Annotated in this window: 14 protein-coding genes and 1 pseudogene; 6 read left to right on the forward strand and 9 right to left on the reverse strand. The window is 73.8% G+C overall.

Features of this window, described 5'->3' with window-relative positions; all coding sequences use genetic code 11:
- Positions 1-29 precede the first annotated feature (29 nt).
- The 4 genes from AB0G79_RS18335 to AB0G79_RS18350 all read right to left on the reverse strand — a co-directional run bounded on the left by AB0G79_RS18335 (position 30) and on the right by AB0G79_RS18350 (position 3,907).
- Positions 30-2,006, reverse strand: coding sequence for an ABC transporter permease (locus AB0G79_RS18335; RefSeq protein ID WP_360807535.1), 1,977 nt, complete (start codon positions 2,004-2,006; stop codon positions 30-32).
- Positions 2,007-2,105: 99 nt separating this feature from the next.
- Positions 2,106-2,912, reverse strand: coding sequence for a molybdate ABC transporter substrate-binding protein (gene modA / locus AB0G79_RS18340; protein ID WP_360807537.1), 807 nt, complete (start codon positions 2,910-2,912; stop codon positions 2,106-2,108).
- Positions 2,913-2,978: 66 nt separating this feature from the next.
- Positions 2,979-3,368, reverse strand: a complete 390-nt coding sequence (locus tag AB0G79_RS18345; protein ID WP_360807539.1) for a helix-turn-helix transcriptional regulator — start codon at positions 3,366-3,368, stop codon at positions 2,979-2,981.
- A gap of 140 nt (positions 3,369-3,508) precedes the next feature.
- Entirely contained in the window at positions 3,509-3,907 is a 399-nt protein-coding gene (locus AB0G79_RS18350) for a TOBE domain-containing protein (protein WP_360807541.1), read from the reverse strand.
- 136 nt (positions 3,908-4,043) lie between these two features.
- Here AB0G79_RS18350 and AB0G79_RS18355 point away from each other — a divergent pair, with 136 nt between their 5' ends.
- The 4 genes from AB0G79_RS18355 to AB0G79_RS18370 all read left to right on the forward strand — a co-directional run bounded on the left by AB0G79_RS18355 (position 4,044) and on the right by AB0G79_RS18370 (position 7,925).
- On the forward strand, positions 4,044-4,775 hold the full coding sequence (locus AB0G79_RS18355) for an FCD domain-containing protein (RefSeq protein WP_360807543.1): 732 nt from the start codon (positions 4,044-4,046) through the stop codon (positions 4,773-4,775).
- 125 nt (positions 4,776-4,900) lie between these two features.
- Entirely contained in the window at positions 4,901-5,668 is a 768-nt protein-coding gene (locus AB0G79_RS18360; RefSeq protein ID WP_360807545.1) for a (Fe-S)-binding protein, read from the forward strand.
- A 113-nt stretch (positions 5,669-5,781) separates the two neighbouring features.
- Complete coding sequence (locus AB0G79_RS18365; RefSeq protein ID WP_360807773.1) at positions 5,782-7,299, forward strand: lactate utilization protein B; 1,518 nt, start codon at positions 5,782-5,784, stop codon at positions 7,297-7,299.
- A complete protein-coding gene (locus AB0G79_RS18370; protein ID WP_360807547.1) occupies positions 7,296-7,925 on the forward strand; it encodes an LUD domain-containing protein in 630 nt (209 codons plus the stop codon). The genes AB0G79_RS18365 and AB0G79_RS18370 overlap by 4 nt, the downstream gene beginning before the upstream one ends.
- 68 nt (positions 7,926-7,993) lie before the next feature.
- On the opposite strand, the gene AB0G79_RS18375 is transcribed toward AB0G79_RS18370, so the two are convergent.
- From AB0G79_RS18375 to AB0G79_RS18385, 3 genes and pseudogenes are all read right to left on the reverse strand, one after another.
- Entirely contained in the window at positions 7,994-11,035 is a 3,042-nt protein-coding gene (locus tag AB0G79_RS18375; RefSeq protein ID WP_360807549.1) for a glycoside hydrolase family 38 C-terminal domain-containing protein, read from the reverse strand.
- 91 nt (positions 11,036-11,126) lie between these two features.
- A complete protein-coding gene (locus AB0G79_RS18380) occupies positions 11,127-12,386 on the reverse strand; it encodes a glycosyl hydrolase (protein WP_360807551.1) in 1,260 nt (419 codons plus the stop codon).
- Positions 12,387-12,471: 85 nt separating this feature from the next.
- Positions 12,472-12,792, reverse strand: a pseudogene (locus AB0G79_RS18385) (ABC transporter permease subunit); the annotation flags it as partial.
- A 30-nt stretch (positions 12,793-12,822) separates the two neighbouring features.
- Here AB0G79_RS18385 and AB0G79_RS18390 point away from each other — a divergent pair.
- Positions 12,823-13,494, forward strand: coding sequence for a substrate-binding domain-containing protein (locus AB0G79_RS18390; protein ID WP_360807775.1), 672 nt, complete (start codon positions 12,823-12,825; stop codon positions 13,492-13,494).
- Between the two features lie 168 nt (positions 13,495-13,662).
- Positions 13,663-14,655 (forward strand): ROK family protein, encoded by a 993-nt coding sequence (locus tag AB0G79_RS18395; RefSeq protein WP_360807553.1) that lies wholly within the window; start codon positions 13,663-13,665, stop codon positions 14,653-14,655.
- A 66-nt stretch (positions 14,656-14,721) separates the two neighbouring features.
- Here AB0G79_RS18395 and ugpC read toward each other — a convergent pair whose 3' ends face one another.
- Positions 14,722-15,813, reverse strand: a complete 1,092-nt coding sequence (gene ugpC, locus AB0G79_RS18400) for a sn-glycerol-3-phosphate ABC transporter ATP-binding protein UgpC (RefSeq protein ID WP_360807555.1) — start codon at positions 15,811-15,813, stop codon at positions 14,722-14,724.
- Positions 15,814-16,117: 304 nt separating this feature from the next.
- Positions 16,118-17,317, reverse strand: coding sequence for a S8 family peptidase (locus AB0G79_RS18405; RefSeq protein ID WP_360807557.1), 1,200 nt, complete (start codon positions 17,315-17,317; stop codon positions 16,118-16,120).
- Positions 17,318-17,327: the final 10 nt, after the last annotated feature.

A 17,327-nucleotide genomic window follows, 5' to 3' on the forward strand; every position in this document is an offset into this window, starting at 1 on the left:
CCGGCGCGAGGAGGACCCCGGAGGCGACCTCAGAGGGGGACGACCGTCACCTCGGTCGCCTTCACCCCGGTCCACACCGGCACCCCGTCGGCGAGGCCGAGCTCGGCGGCGGCCTGCGGGGTGATCTCGGCGACCAGGTCCGGGGCGTCGGGCGAGGTGACGAGCACCCGCAGCCGGCTGCCGCTCGCGGTGATCTCCCGTACGGTTCCGGGCCAGACGTTACGGGGGCTGCCGGCCGGCCTCTCGCGGTGGACGGAGACGGCCTCGGGCGCGACGATCGCCAGCGCCGCGCCCCCGGCCTCCGGCGGCTCGGCGGCGACCAGGACGCCGCCGCCGTCGAGGGCGAGCCCCTCGGCCGTCGCCGTGCCGGGCCAGGCGTTGCGGCCCAGCATCCGCGCCACCCACGGCGAGCGGGGGTGCCGGGCGACCTCGGCGGGGGTGTCCTCCTGGAGCGCCCGGCCCCCGTCGAGGACGAGGACACGGTCCGCGAGGGACACGGCCTCCACCGGGTCGTGCGTGACGATCAGGCAGACGCCGCCGAAGCCGCCGAGGTGGGTGCGCAGGGTGTGCCGGACGTGCGCGCGGGTCGTCTGGTCGAGTGCGGCGAGCGGTTCGTCGAGGACGAGCAGGCGGGGGCGGGCGGCGAGCGCGCGGGCGAGCGCGACCCGCTGGGCCTGCCCGCCGGAGAGCTGCCCCGGACGGCGGTGGGCGAGGTGTCCGACGCCGAGCCGGTCGAGCCAGTCCTGCGCGGCCCGCCGTGCCTCGGCGCGCGGGACGCCCTGGGCGCGGAGCCCGTAGGCGGTGTTGGCGAGGGCGGTGAGGTGGGGGAAGAGGGCGCCGTCCTGGGGGACCCAGGCGACCCGGCGGCGGTGCGGGGGGAGCGCGGTGACGTCCTCGCCGCCGAGGCGGAGGTCGGCGTGGGCGCGGGGGGTGAGGCCGAGGAGGGCGCGGAGCAGGGTGGTCTTCCCGGCGCCGTTGGGGCCGACGACGGCGATGGTGGTGCCGGGGGCGGCGTCCAGGGTGAGCCGGGTGAAGCCGGTGACGTCGGCGCGGAGGGGCCAGCGGCCCTCGGCGGGGGTGGGGGGAGCGGCCGGCGGGCGCGCGGGCGCGGGGGCGGGCTCCGGCTCGGGTCCGGGTCCGGGTCCGGGTCCGGGTGCGGGTTCGGGTTCGGGTGCGGGCGTGGTGCGCGGCCTCCGCTCGACGGGCGTTCCCGTCCACCGGCCGCGCAGTGAGACCAGGACCCCCATGGCGATGGCGAGCAGCAGCAGGGAGACCGAGGTGGCCGCCTCGGGTTCGTCCTGGAGCAGCAGGTAGACCTGGAGCGGCAGCGTCTGGGTGGTGCCCGGCAGGTTGCCGGCGAAGGTGATCGTCGCGCCGAACTCGCCGAGCGCCCGCGCCCAGGTGAGCGCCGCTCCGGCGACGACGCCGGGGGCCACCATCGGCAGCGTGACGGTGAGGAAGACCCGTACCGGCGAGGCGCCGAGGGAGGCGGCGGTCTCCTCGTACCGGGGCCGCAGCCCGCCGAGCGCCCCCTCCAGGCTGATGACGAGGAACGGCATCGCGACGAAGGTCGCGGCGAGGACGGCGCCGGAGGTGTGGAAGGGCAGGGTGATGCCGAAGGTGTCCTCCAGCCAGGGGCCGAGGAGTCCCCGCCGCCCGAACGCGAGGAGCAGCGCGACGCCGCCGACCGTCGGCGGCAGCACCATCGGCAGCAGCACGAGCGAGCGGACGAGCGCCTTGCCGGGGAAGGAGACCCGGGCGAGCAGCCACGCGAGCGGCACGCCGAGCAGCAGGGAGAGGCCGAGCGCCCAGAAGGACACCACGAGGGACAGCTTCAGGGCCTCGACCGTGCCGGGGGAGCTCAGGTGCCCGGCGAGCTCGCCCCACTCGGTCCGTACGAGGATCCCGATCAGCGGCAGCGACAGGAACGCCACGGCGAGGAGCGCGGGCAGCGCGAGCGCCAGCGGCGGACGCGTTCCCGGCCTGCGGACGCTTGCTCGTTTCATCGATGACCCCACGTTGGTGACCCCACGAAGACGAAGACGAAGACGAAGGCGGGGGCCGTCCGCACCCCCGTGCCGGACAGCCCCCTGGTGCACATGCTGTTACGGCTTCTGGAAACCGGCGTCCTGGAGGATCCTCTGGCCCTCCGGCGAGGAGAGCCAGGCGACGAACGCCTCGGCGGCCTCGGCGTGCTTCGAGCCCTTCAGCGCCGCGGCCGGGTACTGCGCGACGGCGTTCTGGTCGTCCGGGATCTCGACGGCGTCGACCTTGTCCTTGGCGCTCTCGGCATCCGTCCTGTAGACGAGACCGGCGTCGGCCTCGCCCAGCTCGACCTTGCTGAGGACGGAGCGCACGTTCGGCTCCTGCGAGACCGGCTTCACCGCGATCTTCTGCGCGTCGAGGATCTTCTTGCTGTACTTGCCGGCCGGGACCTCGGGCGCGGCGAGGACGACCTTCAGCTTCGGGTCGGCCAGGTCCTTCAGGGCGTCGACCTTGAACGGGTTGCCCTCGCCGGTGGCGATGACGAGCCGGTTCTTGGCGATGACCGCCGGGGGGCCGGTCTCGGCCCTCACCTTGTCCATGCTCTTGGTGTCGGCGGTGACCAGGACGTCGGCGGGCGAGCCCTGCGAGACCTGGGCGACGAGCTCCTGCGAGCCGGCGAAGGAGAAGGTGAGCTTCGTGCCGGGGTGGGAGGCCTCGTACGCGGCTCCCGCCGTCCTGAAGACGTCGGTGAGGGAGGCGGCGGCGAGGACCGTGAGGCCGACCGGGGAGGAGGAGCCGGTGGAGCCCGCCGTCTCCTTCGCTGCGTCGTCGCCGCTCGACGAGCAGGCGGCCAGCGGGACGAGCAGCGCGGCGGTGACGGCGGCGGACGCGGCACGGCGTCCGGTGACGGCAGGAAGCAGGGGCATGCGTTCTCCTCGGAGGAGCTGCGGAAGGGGGCGCGGTGCGGTCGCGCGGTGCTGCGTGAGGGGTGGTCAGGTGCGGTCGATGTGCACGCTGGTCGACTTCACGCGGGCGGTGGCCTGCATGCCGACTTCGAGCCCCAGCTCCTCCACGGCCTCCCGGGTGAGGAGGGAGACCAGGCGGTGCGGTCCGGCCTGGATGGTGACCTGGGCGGCGATGTCACCGAGCTTGATCGCGGTCACGATGCCGGGGAACGCGTTGCGCGCCGAGGTGTACGAGGTCTCCTCGTCGTCGTCGTGCGCGAGTTCGGCGGAGAACGCGGCGAGCGACCTGCCGTCGATCACGCGCTTCCCGTTCTCGTCGCGGTGGGTCGCGACCCTTCCCGCGTCCGCCCAGCGCCGCGCGGTGTCGGGGCTGACGCCCAGCAGACGCGCGGCCTGGCCGATGGTGTAGGACTGCATGTGCGACACCGTAGGGCGCTCAGGCTGTCATCTGCAAGAAATCCGTGGGACCCTCCATGGCGAATGAGAGGGGCGTGGGAGGAAGCTACGAGGGCAGGCGCCGCCCGCCCGCTCGGTCCGCTCGGTCCGCTCCGCCGGCGTCAGCCCAGGTCGACGTGGACGCTGGTGGCCTTCACGCGCGCGGTGACGGTGTCCCCGACCTCCAGCGCCAGCTCCTCGACCGCCTCGCGCGTCACGAGCGACACCAGCCGGTGCGGTCCTGCCTGCACCTCGACCTGCGCGGCGACGTCGTCGAGCCGTACCGCCGTGACGATCCCGACGAACGAGTTCCGTACGGACGTCGGCACGTCGCCCTCGGGCACGGCGTGCAGTCCCGCCCCGCGCTCCGCCGCGAACCGCGCCAGCGCGACGCCGTCGACGGTCCGCCGCCCGGCCCCGGCGCGCTCCATGCCCAGCTTGCCGCCGTCCGCCCACCTGCGGACGGTCTCCGGACTCACGCCGAGCAGCCGCGCTGCCTGCCCCATGCTGTACGTCGCCACGCCTCGCACTCTAGGCGAGGCACCCGCCGGGGCCCGTCCGGTGGGCCCGATGGCTGTGGTCGGACCATAGTTACGATGTCCCGGCGTCGCGGAACAGGCACCGTGGCACCGACTGGCACCGACACAGGAGGCGGCCGTGGAGACCGAGTGGCGACCCGTGAAGCAGGCGCGCACCCATGAACTCGTCCTGGAGAGCATCGAGCGGATGGTGCTCGCCGGTGAGCTGAAGGCCGGGGACCGGCTGCCGCCGGAGCGGGAGCTCGCGACGGCGCTCGGCGTGAGCCGCTCCGCGCTGCGCGAGGCGCTCCGCGTGATGGAGAGCACCGGGGTCCTCGTCGCGCAGGTCGGCCGTGGCCCGGACGCCGGGGCGCGGATCGTCCGCAACCCCGACGACGCCCTCGGTCGGGTCCTCCGCCTGCACCTCGCCCTCGGCAGTTACGGCCTCGCCGACGTCCTGGAGGCGCGGGTCCTCCTCGAACGCTCCAGCGTCGAGGCGGCCGCCCGCTCCGCCTCCGCCCAGGACCTCGACGCGGCGGAGGCGCTCCTCGCCGGCATGGCGGAGGCGGGCGCGGACCCGGCCCGCTTCAACGAGCTGGACACCCGCTTCCACGTCCTGATCGCCCGGGGGTCGGGCAACGCCCTGGTCTCCACGCTGACCGCCGCGGTGCGCGAGTCCGTCCGCACCCTCATCCTCCGGGCGGAGGAGGGTGCGGAGGACTGGCCGACGACGGCGGCGCGCCTCAACGCCGAGCACGCGGAGCTGCTGCGGCTCATCAGGGCGGGTGAGGGCGCCCGCGCGGCGGAGCTGGTGGAGCGGCACATCCGGGAGTTCCACGGCACGCTGGTGGACGAGGAGCCGCGGGGCTGAGGCCGGCGGCGGGGCGGGCGAGGGGCCTCCCCCAGTCGTATGGTCCGACCAAACTGAGGACAGGTCTTTCCGTCCCCAGCTCCTCACTTGTATGGTCGGACCAAACCTGATCTGTGGAGGTCCCCGTGCGCGTCGGACTCTTCGCCACCTGCCTCGGGGACACGCTCTTCCCCGACGCGGTCAAGGCGACGGCCCTGCTGCTCACCCGCCTGGGGCACGAGCTGGTGTTCCCGCCCGACCAGACCTGCTGCGGGCAGATGCACGTGAACACCGGCTACCAGCGCGAACCCGTGCCGCTCGTCCGCCGCTTCGCCGAGCAGTTCGGCGACCCGTCGATCGACGCCGTCGTCATGCCCTCCGGCTCCTGCGCGGGCTGCGTGCGCCACCAGCACGGACTGGTCGCCGAGCGGTACGGGGACGCCGCGCTGCGCGCCGGGGTCGCGAGCGTCGAGGGCAAGACGTACGAGCTGTCGGAGTTCCTCGTCGACGTGGCCGGGACGGTCGACGTCGGCGCCTACTTCCCGCACCGCGTCACCTACCACCCCACCTGCCACTCCCTCCGCATGGTCCGGGTCGGCGAGAAGCCGCTCCGGCTGCTGCGCGCGGTCGAGGGCATCGACCTCGTCGAACTCCCCGAGGCGGACGCCTGCTGCGGCTTCGGCGGCACCTTCGCCGTGAAGAACGCGGCGACCTCGTCGGCCATGCTCGCGGACAAGATCGGGAACGTGACGTCGACCGGCGCCGCCGTGTGCACCGCCGGGGACTCCTCCTGCCTGATGCACATCGGCGGCGGACTCTCCCGCATCCGCTCCGGCACGCGCACGCTCCACCTCGCCGAAATCCTCGCCGCGACCCGTACGGCTCCCCACACCCTCACGGAGGCGACCCGATGACCCGCGAGGCGAGCGGCAAGGCGAGCGGCAAGGCGAGCGGCACGGCGGGCGGCGAGGCGGGCGGCGAGGCGGGCAGTGCGGCGAGCGGCAAGGGGAGCGGCACCTTCCTCGGGATGCCGGGTCTCCCGCCCCGGCCGCCGCACGGGTCGGGCCAGTTGAGGGGAGGGCACACGTTCCCCGAGGCCGCCGCGCGCGAGCTCGGCAACGAGCAGCTGCGCGCCAACCTCCACCGCGCCACCCGCACCATCCGCGCCAAGCGCCTCCACGTCACCGCCGAACTCCCCGACTGGGAGGAGCTCCGCTCCGCCGGCGCCGCCGTCAAGGCCGACACCATGGCCCGGCTGCCCGAACTCCTCGAACAACTGGAAGAACGCGTCACCGCCGCCGGGGGCACGGTCCACTGGGCCCGGGACGCCGCCGAGGCGAACGCGATCGTGACGCGGCTCGTCGAGGCCGCCGGAAGTCGGGAGGTCATCAAGGTCAAGTCGATGGCCACGCAGGAGATCGGCCTCAACGAGCACCTGGCCGAACAGGGCATCACCGCGCACGAGACCGACCTCGCCGAGCTCATCGTCCAGCTCGGCGACGACCGTCCCTCGCACATCCTCGTCCCCGCCATCCACCGCAACCGCGACGAGGTCCGCGAGATCTTCCTCGACGGCATCCCCGGCGTCGATCCCGAACTGACCTCGTCACCGGTCGAGTTGGCATCCGCGGCCCGCGCACACCTCCGCGAGAAGTTCATGACCGTCCCGGTCGCCGTCTCCGGCGCCAACTTCGGCATCGCCGAGACCGGCACGCTCTGCGTGGTCGAGTCCGAGGGCAACGGCCGGATGTGCCTGACCCTCCCCCGGACGCTCATCACGGTCATGGGCATCGAGAAGGTCCTGCCGACCTACGCCGACCTGGAGGTCTTCCTCCAGCTCCTGCCGCGCAGCTCCACGGGCGAGCGGATGAACCCGTACACCTCGCTCTGGACCGGCGTGACCCCCGGCGACGGGCCGCAGGACTTCCACCTCGTCCTCCTCGACAACGGCCGCACGGCCGCGCTCGCCGACGGGATCGGCCGCCAGGCCCTCCACTGCATCCGCTGCTCGGCCTGTCTCAACGTCTGCCCGGTGTACGAGCGCGTCGGCGGCCACGCGTACGGCTCCACGTACCCCGGCCCGATCGGCGCGGTCCTCACCCCGCAGTTCGCGGGCATGGACGCGGCGAAGAACGACCCCAACTCCACCCTCCCGTACGCCTCCACGCTCTGCGGGGCCTGCTACGACGCCTGCCCCGTGAAGATCGACATCCCGTCACTCCTCGTCGAACTCCGGCACCAGAGCACCGAGTTGCCCGGCCGCACCGCCGAACGGCTCGCGATGAGGGCCGCCGCGGCGGTCATGGGCAGTCCGAAGCTGTACAAGGCGGCGCAGAAGGCGTCCCGGCTCGGGCGGGTGGTGGCCGGCAAGGACGGCACGATCACCCGGATGCCCCCGCCGTTCGAGGGCTGGAGCGACAGCCGCGACACCCCGGCGCCGCCCCGCGCCACGTTCCGCGAGTGGTACGCCTCCGAGGCGGGCCGCGCGGCCCTCGCGGAGGCCGCCGCCCAGGGCGAATCGGAGAAGGAGGAAGGCGACCGATGACGAGCGCACGAGAGACGGTCCTGGCCCGCGTCCGCGCGGCGCTGGCCGGAGCCCCGGAGCCCGCCCCCGTCGAGCGCGCGTACCGCCGCGACCGTACGGCCCCGGACGCCGAGCGGCTCGCCCTGCTCACCGACCGGCTCCTCGACTACAAGGCGCGCGTCCACACCTGTACCGCCGCCGCGACGGCCGCGACGCTCGCCGACGTCCTGACCGGCCTGGCGGCCCGCCGCGTCGGCGTTCCCGCCGGTCTGGACCCGACCTGGCTCGCCGACTGGGACGGCGAGGCGATGCCGGACGGCCCGGACGTCCCGGCGGCCGACCTCGGCTCCCTCGACGCGGTGGTCACCGCCTCGACGACCGCGTGCGCCGAGACCGGCACGATCTTCCTGGACGGCTCAGCCGACCAGGGCCGCCGCGCCCTCTCGCTCGTGCCCGACGTCCACCTCTGCGTGGTGGACCTGTCGACGGTCACCGTCGGCGTGCCCGAGGCTCTCGCCCGCCTCGCGCCCCACCGCCCGACGACCCTGATCAGCGGCCCCTCGGCCACCTCGGACATCGAGCTGGAACGGGTCGAGGGCGTCCACGGTCCCCGCACCCTCGTGGTGGTGATCCGCACGGACGTGTGAGGCGCAGGGGCCTCACACGTCCGTGCGATGAAGGTGGCCGAGGTGATCCAGGTGATCGAGGTGTCGGTTCAGGCGCGGCGGAAGCGCAGCGTCCTCAGCTCGAAGGGGCGGAGCTCCACCGGCACGGGACCGGTCACCGGCTCCGCCCCGGCGCCTTCCAGGGGACGTTCGAGGAGGTCCGTCGCCACCACGTCCGCCGCCTCGAAGCCCGGCGTCAGGGTCGTCCTCGCCCGGCCGCCGTGGGCCTCGTGGAAGCGGACGACGACGTCGCGGCTGCCGTCGTCGGCGAGCTTCACGGCCGTCACCACCACCGCGTCGTCGCCCACGGCCACCAGCGGGGCCACCTCGCCCGCGCCGGTCACCTCGCGCTCCGGCAGGTTCACCCGGTAGCCCTCGCGGACCGCGTCCCCGATCGTCGCGCCCGGCACCAGCGCGTGCCGGAAGCGGTGGAGGCCCTGGTCGGTCTCCGGGTCGGGGAAGCGCGGGGCCCGCAGCAGCGAGGCCCGCAGCGTCGTCGTCGTACCGCCGTCACCGCCGTCCGCCCCGTCGCGGACCTGACGGGTGACGTCGTGCCCGTACGTCGAGTCCGTGACGAGGGCGACGCCCCAGCCCGGCTCCTCCATGTGGACGAAGCGGTGGTTGCACGCCTCGAACTTGGCCGCCTCCCAAGAGGTGTTGGTGTGGGTGGGGCGGTGGAAGTGCCCGAACTGGGTCTCCGACGCGTACCGTTCGGCGTGCACGTCCAGCGGGAACGCCAGCTTCAGGAACTTCTCCGTCTCGTGCCAGTCCACCTCCGTGTCGATGTCGAGCCGGCGCGAACCCGGACGCAGCGAGAGCACCTGGACGACCGTCGACTCGCCGAAGGCGCGCGCGACGCGGACCGCCACCGTGCCGTTCTCCGCGGCCGTCGTCTCCGGCGCCACCTCGTCGGCGTCGGTCAGGTCCGTGACCGTGTTCCGGTAGAAGGCGTCCACGTCCCAGGCGTCCCACATGTTCGGGAAGTCCGGGTGGATCTGGAGCAGGTTCGCCGGCGTGCCCGGCGCCACCGCCTCCCGCTCGTTCCCGACGTCGTACGCGGAGACGACCAGGCCCCGGGCGTCGACGACCACCCGCAGGAGACCGTTCTCCAGGACGTACGAACCGTCGGCCCCCTCGCTCAGGCGCGCCGCCCCCGCCCGGGCCGCCGCGCCCGCGCCACCCGCCGGGACGCCGTGCCGCGCGTGCGGCGCCGCGTTGAAGACCAGGGGAGTGCCGCCCTCGCCGGCGAGCGCGGCCTGCGCCGCCTCGACGATCGCGGTCAGCTCGCCCGCGATCCGCCGGTACGTGGCCTCCGCCTCCCTGTGCACCCACGCGATCGACGAGCCCGGCAGGATGTCGTGGAACTGGTGGAGCAGCACCGTCTTCCAGATCCGGTCCAACTCCTCGTACGGGTAAGGGAATCCGGTCCGTACGGCGGCCGTCGCCGCCCACAGCTCGGCCTCCCGGAGCAGGTGCTCGCTGCGCCGGTTGCCCTGCTTGGTGCCCGCCTGGCTGGTGAGCGTCGCCCGGTGCAGCTCCAGGTACAGCTCGCCCACCCACACCGGCGGCTTCGGGTACTCGGCCTGCGCCTTCTCGAAGAACTCGGCGGGCTTCTCCCAGGTCACCCGCGCCGAGCCCTCCAGGTCGCGCAGCCGGGCCGCCTTCGCGATCATCTCTCGGGTCGTGCCGCCCCCGCCGTCGCCCCAGCCGGTGGGGGCGAGGGAGTGGTGGGCGACGCCCTTGTCCTTGAAGTTCCTCGCCGCGTGGGCGACCTCGCCGCCCTTCATGGCGCAGTTGTACGTGTCGACGGGCGGGAAGTGCGTGAAGATCCGGGTCCCGTCGATGCCCTCCCACTGGAAGGTGTGGTGCGGGAACTTGTTCACCTGCGACCACGAGATCTTCTGCGTGAGCAGCCACTTGGAGCCCGCCGCCTTGATGATCTGCGGAAGCCCGGCCGCGAAGCCGAAGGTGTCCGGCAGCCACGCCTCGTCGTTCTCGACCCCGAACTCGTCGAGGAAGAACCGCTTGCCGTGCACGAACTGACGGGCCATCGCCTCCGACCCCGGCATGTTCGTGTCGGCCTCCACCCACATGCCGCCGGTCGGCACGAACCTGCCCTCGGCGACGGCGGCGACCACCCTCGCCCACACCTCGGGCCGGTGCTCCTTGATCCACGCCCACTGCTGGGCCTGCGACATGGCGAAGACGAACTCCGGTTCGCTCTCCAGGAGCGAGGTCATGTTCGACGTCGTCCGCGCCACCTTGCGGACGGTCTCGCGCAGCGGCCACAGCCACGCCGAGTCGATGTGCGCGTGCCCGACGGCGGAGATCCGGTGCGCGGACGGCTCGGCGGGAGAGGACAGGACCTCGTCGAGTCGCGAACGGGCCTCCGCCGCCGTCCCGTTGACGTCCTGGAGGTCCACCGCGTCGAGCGCCCGGTCGACCGCCCGCACGATCGCGTACCGGCGCCCCGAGTCCACCGGCAGCTCGGCCATCAGCTCGCCGAGCACCTCCAGGTCCATCACCAGCTGCCACACGGTCTCGTCGAAGACGGCGAGGTCCATGCGCGCCAGCGTGTACAGCGGGTCGCCGTGCGAGGTCTCGATGTCGCCCAGACGGGTCGGCAGGAAGGGGTGGTAGTCGAGCAGGACCGGGTTGGAGGCGGCCTCGATCCGGTACTCGACCTCCTCGCCGCCCTCCGCCGGCCCGGCGACCCGGACCCACTGGTTGCGCGGGTTGAGGCCCTTCACCGGCGTGCCGTCCGGCCGGTACACCAGCCCCTCGCACTGGAAGCCGGTCATGTTCTCGTCGAAGCCGAGGTCGAGGATCGCCTCGACGGTCCGCCCCGCCCACTCGCCCGGGACCGTCCCCGTCACGGTGAACCAGCTCGTCCCCCACGGCCTGCCCCACGCCTCGCCCACCGCCGCCGGGCGCGTCGCGGCGGCCAGGCCCTCCGCCACCGGCACGGGCTCGCCGCGGGCCTCCCACACGGCGATGTCCATCGGCACCGAGACGGGGTGGACGGCGGGTCGGATGCGTTCGTCCAGGACGCGCTTGAGGCGTGCCTCGACGAGTCCGCGGTCGTCGTGCATGGGGGGCTCCTTCGGTGCGGTACGTGCTGCCGTGCGTGGGGGATGGGCGGTGGGGGTGTGCCGGGAGGCGCTGGGGGGCGCCGTGGGGGTGTCAGTGGACCTGGTCGACGGTGACCACCTCCGTGATCCCCCGCGCTGCCAGGTGCCCCGCGTCGCCCGCGAGCTCCGCCCGCACCACCGCCGGCCGGACGCCGTCCGCGACGAGCCGGAAGTACGCCTCGTAGAACGCGCCGCCCGGCGCGCACACCGACCGCGTCACCATCCCCGGGCCCTCGCCCGCGTCCACCGCCAGGGCCGTGGTGCGCGGCGCGGGTGCGTAGGTCCGGGACCCGTCCCCGTACCCCCGCGCGTACGACTCCAGGACCCGCGCCGTGTCCTTCGGCTCCCGGTCGTTGGTGAGCAGCCCGAGTCCGTACTCGAGCTCGGGGAAGTCGGCGAGCGCGCGCGAGACGTCGTGCGAGCACCACCAGGTGACGCCCCACAGGTCCGGGCAGTCGAGCGCGTTCCGCAGCGTGGCCCCGGTGAACGCGGCCGCGTGCTCCGGCGGTACGAGCGGGGCGGGGGCGCCGACCTCCTGGAGCCACACCGGGCGGCGCGGTTCGCGGGCCCAGGCCTTCGACAGCTCGACCAGGTAGGCCGCGTGGTGCTCGGTGGGGACCGAGGTCCGGCCGTGGAGCTGGGCGGTGCCGTTGAACACCCAGGAGTGGACCGCGGTCATCGCCCCGTGCCGGGCCGCGTGGTCCGGGGTGAAGGGCATGTCGTCCTGGTACCAGCTGGCGTCGTACTCGGCGTGGAGGTGCGGCAGCCCCGGCGCGCCCTCCTCGCAGGCGGCGAGCATCCGGGTCAGCCAGGCGTCGATCTGCTCCGGCGTGGCCCGGTCGGGGTCCGGGTGCGGGTCGGCGGAGAACTGGTTGATCTCGTTGCCGACGGTCATCCCGAGGAAGTTCGGCCGGTCGGCGAGAGCGCCCGCGAGGGTCCTCAGGTACGCGGCCTGGCCGTCGACGACGTCCGGGTCGGTGAAGAGGTTGCGGCGGTGCCAGGTCCGCGTCCAGGCCGGCAGGAAGTCGAAGCTGGACAGGTGGCCCTGGAGGCCGTCCACGTTGACGTCGAGGCCGAGCTCGCCGGCCGTGTCGACGAGGTCGAGGAGGTGCTCGACGGCCCGCGGCCGGATCAGGGTCCGGTTGGGCTGGAAGTACGGCCAGAGGGGGAAGACCCGGACGTGGTCGAGGCCCAGCGCGGCGATCGACTCCAGGTCGGCGCGGACGGCGCCCGCGTCGTAGTCGAGCCAGTGGTGGAACCAGCCTTGGCTGGGCGTGTAGTTGACGCCGAAGCGGGGCGCGGTCGCGGTCATGCGGGGCCTCCAGGGAGGGGTGCGGGGGAGCGGGGGAGGGGACCGGCCGGAGCGGTGCGGCCCGGGCGGATGCCGGCGTCGGGGCTCAGCCCTTGACCGCGCCTTCGCCGACGCCCCGGAAGAAGAAGCGCTGGAGGCAGGCGAACATCACGATCAGCGGGGCCACGGCGATGATCGTGCCCGCCGCGACCACGCGCTGGTTGTTGGCGAAGGTGCCGTGCAGGAAGTTGAGTCCCACGGTGAGCGTGAAGTTGTCCGAGTCCGAGAGGACGATGAGCGGCCACAGGAAGTCGTCCCAGGCGCCCATGAAGGCGAAGATCGCGACGACGGCGAGGGTGCCCTTGACGGCGGGCAGCGCGACCTTCACGAACCGCTGCCAGACGTTGGCGCCGTCGACGATCGCCGCTGGTGGGCCGAGGGCCGCGTCGACGGCGTCATCGTCGTCGACCCCCGGGTCAGCGACCCCCGCCCCGAGACCCTCGCCGTCCTCGGGCTCCCCGCCGTCGCCATCGGCGCGATGGAGGGAGCGGACCGCGGCCCGGGGCCCCGCCGTCGGGGCGGCGGACTCTCCACCATCTGGGCCGACGACGCCGGCGCGATGGACCTGATCGTCCACCACCTCCACGAGCTCGGACACCGCCGGATCGCCCACATGGCGGGCCCGCCCGGCCTCGCCCACACCGCCCGCCGCATCGCCGCCCTCCGCTCGGCGGCCCGGCAGCTGCGGCTCGACCACATCGTCTCGGTGACCACCGACCACTCCGACCGGCAGGGCGCCAAGGCCGCCCGTCGCCTCCTCGGCGCGTCCCTGCGCCCCACCGCCCTCATCTGCCACAACGAGGTCATGGCGGTCACGGCCGCCGGCGTCGCCACCGAGCGCGGCCTGCGGATTCCCGAGGACGTGTCGATCGTCTCCTGGGAGGACTCGGCGCTCTGCCGCGCCTTCCACCCGCCGCTCACCGCCCTCACCAGGGAACCCGGATCGTTCGGCCGCCGGGCGGCGGCCGAGGTCCTCCACCTTTTGGCGGGCGCCCGGCCGCGCCGTCTCCAGGACCCGCTGCCGAGCCTGGAGGTCCGCGAGAGCTGCGGATCGCCGCCGGCCCCCTGACCGGCACGGCCGGCCCGCCCGCCACCCCACGGCCCCTCACCCCAAGACCCCACCACCCCAAGACCCCACCACCCCAAGACCCCTCCACCCCACGACTCTTCGACCCCTCCACCCCACGACCCTTCGACCCCTCCACCCGCCAACGACAGCGAGCGAGACACCCTCCCCATGCCCCTCACTCCCCCCTCCACCTCGGTTTCCTCCTCGGCTTCCGCGTCCACCTCCGCCGCCGACCTCGTCGCGGCGATCGACATCGGCGGTACCAAGATCGCCGGGGCGCTCGTCGACGCGACCGGCGCGCTGCTGGCCCGTACCCGGCATCCCACCCCCGCCACCGAGGGCGCGGACGCGCTCATGGCCCAAGTGGTGCGCGTGCTGGACGAGTTGCGCGCCCATCCCGAGTGGGGACGGGTGCGGGCCCTGGGCGTGGGATCCGCCGGCCCGGTCGACACCGCCGCGGGCACGGTCAGCCCCGTGAACATCCCCGGGTGGCGCGGGTTTCCCCTCGTCGACCGTCTCGACGAGGCCGTCCGCGCCGGGGGTGAGGAGCTCCCGGTGCGGCTGATCGGCGACGGCGCCGCGGTGGCCGCGGCCGAGTTCTGGGACGGCGCGGCCCGGGGTCGTACCCACGCCCTCTGCATGGTCGTCTCCACCGGCGTCGGCGGTGGTCTCGTGCTCGACGGAAAGCTCTACACGGGCCCCAGCGGCAACGCGGGACACATCGGCCACATGAGCGTCGACCTCGACGGCGAACCGTGCCCCTGTGGCGGCCGGGGCTGCGTGGAGCGCCTCGCCAGCGGTCCCAGCATCGTCCGGTACGCGCTGGCGCACGGCTGGAGCCCGCCGGCGGGCGAGGAGGCGACGGCCCGTACCGTCGCGGACGCGGCCCGGCGAGGCGAGCCCGTCCCGCGCGCGGCCTTCGCGCGGGCCGCCCGCGCGGTGGCCGCGGCGGTCGCGGCGACGGCCGCGCTGGTCGAGCTGGAGGTCGTCGTCATCGGCGGTGGCGTCGCGGCCGCCGGCGACCTCCTCTTCGCCGCCGTCCGCGCCGAGCTGACGACGTACGCGACGCTCTCGTTCACCCGCGACGTGCGGGTCGTCCCGGCCCGGGCGGGCACGGACGCGGGCCTGGTGGGCGCGGCGGCGGTGGCCTTCGGCATCTGAGGCGGCGGAGGAGACGAGGAAGCCGGGTCGCGCGGGAGGTGCGCGACCCGGCTTCCTCGTGTCGTCTCAGTCGGGCAGCCGCTCTCCGGTGACGGCGGAGAACAGGTGGATCTCGTCCTCGCGGGGGAGGACGCGCACGGTCTGCCCCCGCAGCCCCTCCTCGCGCCCGTAGGTCCGGACGGTCATGGGTGCCTCCTCGCCGCCGCCCAGGTCCACGCGCCCGTAGGCGAACCCCTCGGATCCGAGCTCCTCGACCGTGTAGAAGGTGACGGGGAGGCCCTTGTCGCTGTGCTTGGCGTGGAAGTCGAGGTGCTCGGGCCGGATGCCGAGGGTGACGGTGTCGCCGTCGGCTGCCTTCCGCGCCGACTCGCCGACCTTGACGATGCTGCCGCCGAAGCGGATGCCCTCGTCGGTGAGCGGCAGCGTGAAGAGGTTCATGGCGGGGGAGCCGATGAACCCGGCGACGAAGACGTTGGCCGGACGGTCGTACATCGTGCGGGGCGGGTCGCACTGCTGGAGGACGCCGTCCTTGAGCACGGCGACGCGGTCGCCCATCGTCATGGCCTCGACCTGGTCGTGGGTGACGTACACGGTGGTCGTCCCCAACCGCCGCTGGAGCGCGGCGATTTCGGCGCGGGTCTGGACGCGGAGCTTGGCGTCGAGGTTGGAGAGGGGCTCGTCCATGAGGAAGACCTGCGGCTCCCGGACGATCGCACGGCCCATGGCGACGCGCTGTCGCTGGCCGCCCGACAGCGCCTTCGGCTTCCGTGCGAGGTACTCGGTGAGGTCGAGGATGCGGGCGGCCTCCCGGACGCGCCGGTCGATCTCCTCCTTGTCCACCTTGGCGATCTTCAGGGCGAAGCCCATGTTCTGAGCGACCGTCATGTGCGGGTAGAGCGCGTAGTTCTGGAACACCATCGAGATGTCACGGTCCTTGGGGGGAAGGTCCGTGACGTCCCTCCCGCCGATCCTGATCGATCCCTCGGTGACGTCCTCCAGGCCGGCCAGCATGCGCAGGGTCGTCGACTTCCCGCAGCCGGAGGGTCCGACGAGGACGAGGAACTCCCCGTCGCTGATGTCGAGTCGGAGGTTCCTGACGGTGGGGGCGTCCGCCCCCGGGTAGGTCAGCGACACGTTGTCGAAGACGATGTCTGCCATGGCGGTTCCTGTCCCATCACCGGCGGTACGTGCCGGACGGTCCGAGTGGGGGTGTCGGCCTTGTGGTATAGACCAATTGCCCCTACTCAATGCGGTCGGTGACGGGCGGGTCAAGCGATCCGCGTCCCCGGCGGACGGCTCCGCGCAAGTGGGGACGTACGCCCCCTTCCGGACGGGACCAAGGACCCCGGCCGGCGAGGGGAGGCCGAGCCGAAGGGCCCGGACCGCCGGGCCGCCCGACCGGGCGACGGGAGCCCACGGGGTGCGCCGGGCGACCACGGGCACACCGGTGTGAACGGGGCGGCTACAGCCCACCCGTGTACAACAGCTTGTTGGGGGTGGCGGGACTGAGGTTGCTGAGGATGCCCTTGGTGGAGTTCCCGTCGAGCCACTGGGCGATCTCCGCCGGTGCCGCCGTGGGGTGTTCGGCCTTGTAGAGCGCGGCGACGCCGGTGACGTGCGGGGCCGCCATGGACGTACCGCTGCCGGAGGCGCTGCCCCCGTCGAGCCGCGCCGACACGATCCCCTCGCCGGGGGCGAGGAGCTCCACGCACCGGCCGTGGTTGGAGAAGGACGCCTCCTCGTCCCGCGCGTTGGAGGCGGCGACGGTGAAGCCGCCCGAGGCCGAGGCGGGCGAGACGCCGCAGGCGTCCTTCGCCGAGTTGCCGGCGGCCAGCACGGGCAGGACGCCGGCGTGGGCGAGCGCGTTGGCGGCGTTGTTGAGCGCCGTGGAGAGGTTCCCGCCGAGCGAGCCGTTGAGCACGGCGGGCTGCTGGGCGTACCGGGCGACCCAGTCGAGACCGGCGATGATCGCCGAGTACGGTCCGGAACCGTCGCAGCCGAGGACCCGGACGCTGACCAGGGAGGCCTTGCGCGCGACCCCGTACGTCTTCCCGGCGACGGTCCCCGCGACGTGCGTCCCGTGGCCGTTGCAGTCCCGTCCGTCCCGCCCGTCGCCCATGGCGTCGAAGCCGGGGACGGCGCGGCCGTCGAACTCGTCGTGGTCGTAGTCGATCCCGCTGTCGAGGACGTACACCGTCACCCCGGCGCCGTTGCCGCGCGTGGTGAAGTCGTCGTCGAGCGGCAGCGTCCACTGGTTGATCCGGTCGACGCCCCAGGTGGCGGCCGGTGCCCGGGACCCTCCGGCGGGGTCGGCGGGCCGCGGCGGGGCGACGGCCATCGCGTCCTCCTCTACCGAGGCGACGCCCGGGGTCCGCCGTACGAGCTCCAGCTGAGCGGCGTCCAGCGCGACCGCGAACCCGTGGAGCGCCTTCTCGTAGACGTACGTCGGCTTCAGTCCGAGGCTCTGCGCCAGCTGCGTCGGGTCGGCGGTCCGGTCGAGCGTCACGAGGTACCTGCCGGGCAGCGCCTTGACGGCCGTGAGCAGCGGCGCGGGCGGCGGCTCGGGCACGACGGCGTCCGGGGACGCGGCCGCGAGGGGCGCGGCGAGGCCGAGGGCGGCGGCGAGTGCGCAAACGAGTGCGACTCCGGTGCGTGTGTTCATGGCGCAGAGG

The organism is Streptomyces sp. NPDC020807, assembly GCF_040641575.1.
Classification (GTDB): Bacteria; Actinomycetota; Actinomycetes; order Streptomycetales; family Streptomycetaceae; genus Streptomyces.

Coding starts and splice junctions, on each gene's coding strand:
- AB0G79_RS18380 (WP_360807551.1), bottom strand. CDS start 12,386: ATGACCGCGACCGCGCCCCGCTTCGGCGTCAACTACACGCCCAGCCAA.
- AB0G79_RS18405 (WP_360807557.1), bottom strand. CDS start 17,317: ATGAACACACGCACCGGAGTCGCACTCGTTTGCGCACTCGCCGCCGCC.
- AB0G79_RS18395 (WP_360807553.1), top strand. CDS start 13,663: ATGCCCCTCACTCCCCCCTCCACCTCGGTTTCCTCCTCGGCTTCCGCG.
- AB0G79_RS18335 (WP_360807535.1), bottom strand. CDS start 2,006: ATGAAACGAGCAAGCGTCCGCAGGCCGGGAACGCGTCCGCCGCTGGCG.
- ugpC (WP_360807555.1), bottom strand. CDS start 15,813: ATGGCAGACATCGTCTTCGACAACGTGTCGCTGACCTACCCGGGGGCG.
- AB0G79_RS18370 (WP_360807547.1), top strand. CDS start 7,296: ATGACGAGCGCACGAGAGACGGTCCTGGCCCGCGTCCGCGCGGCGCTG.
- AB0G79_RS18375 (WP_360807549.1), bottom strand. CDS start 11,035: ATGCACGACGACCGCGGACTCGTCGAGGCACGCCTCAAGCGCGTCCTG.
- AB0G79_RS18365 (WP_360807773.1), top strand. CDS start 5,782: ATGCCGGGTCTCCCGCCCCGGCCGCCGCACGGGTCGGGCCAGTTGAGG.
- AB0G79_RS18345 (WP_360807539.1), bottom strand. CDS start 3,368: ATGCAGTCCTACACCATCGGCCAGGCCGCGCGTCTGCTGGGCGTCAGC.
- modA (WP_360807537.1), bottom strand. CDS start 2,912: ATGCCCCTGCTTCCTGCCGTCACCGGACGCCGTGCCGCGTCCGCCGCC.